This window comes from Pedobacter sp. 01N416 (genome assembly GCF_056399685.1).
The window spans coordinates 1-768 of record NZ_JBFTRT010000980.1 but is presented as its reverse complement, the minus strand read 5'-3'; the positions used below and the strand labels follow the sequence as shown (position 1 = coordinate 768).

The window sequence follows — 768 nt, the reverse complement described above, 5'->3', positions numbered from 1 at the left end:
TGCTGATACCTCGTTCCAGTGATTTATCCTTTGGTGATGATCTTTTTCTACATTGTGAAATGCTGTAAACATTAAGGCTTTTCCCTTACAAAAATCAAGGTTTTTACAATGGTCGTCAATTAAATAATCGGTATCTATTATACTCTTATCGCCACAAAAGATGATATTCTTCCAGCTGATAAAAGGGAAGTGCTCTGCAAGCCACTCGCGTTTTTCGAAGAGCGATAAGGGGAATTCCATGGCGGCTGAAACGATATAGATCTCGTAGTCTTCCATTAATTTTTTTACGGCTTCAACAGCGCCTTCCATTACCGGCAGGTTTCTGAAAAAGCCTGTTCTATTGCAGATCTTCATTACCATAGCCCTATCCGGAAAAAGTTCTTCTTCCGATTTGCCTTTTATATCGTTGCGGGTAAGCGAAATGCCTGTTTCTGCCTGGTAGGTCTGAAGTATATGGTCTTCTATRTCGGCGAGAACGCCGTCCATATCAATGCCTATTATTTTTCTCATGATTTGCTATATTTTGCAACAAAAATATTTAATATTGCAATATATTGCAAATTATAATCCTAGTAAATTTATATATTTGCAATATATTGCAGTAGTATGGTAAAAGAAGAGCGTCTACAGATCATTATTAATACCCTGGAAAAAGACACCAAGGTGCGGTTGAACGAATTGAGCACATTGTTAAACGTATCAGAAGATACGGTTCGCCGTGATATTAAGGAGCTCGATATGCAAGGGCTGCTCAGGGCGGTTAGGGGT

Annotated in this window: 2 protein-coding genes; one reads left to right on the top strand and one right to left on the bottom strand. The window is 38.9% G+C overall.

Annotated elements, in window-relative coordinates; genetic code table 11:
* A partial coding sequence (locus AC1DND_RS28800; RefSeq protein ID WP_477586378.1) for a 5' nucleotidase, NT5C type occupies positions 1-510 on the bottom strand: 510 nt, incomplete at its 3' end.
* A gap of 96 nt (positions 511-606) precedes the next feature.
* Here AC1DND_RS28800 and AC1DND_RS28795 point away from each other — a divergent pair.
* Positions 607-768 (top strand): DeoR family transcriptional regulator (locus AC1DND_RS28795; protein ID WP_477586380.1); only part of this gene is annotated, 162 nt, incomplete at its 3' end.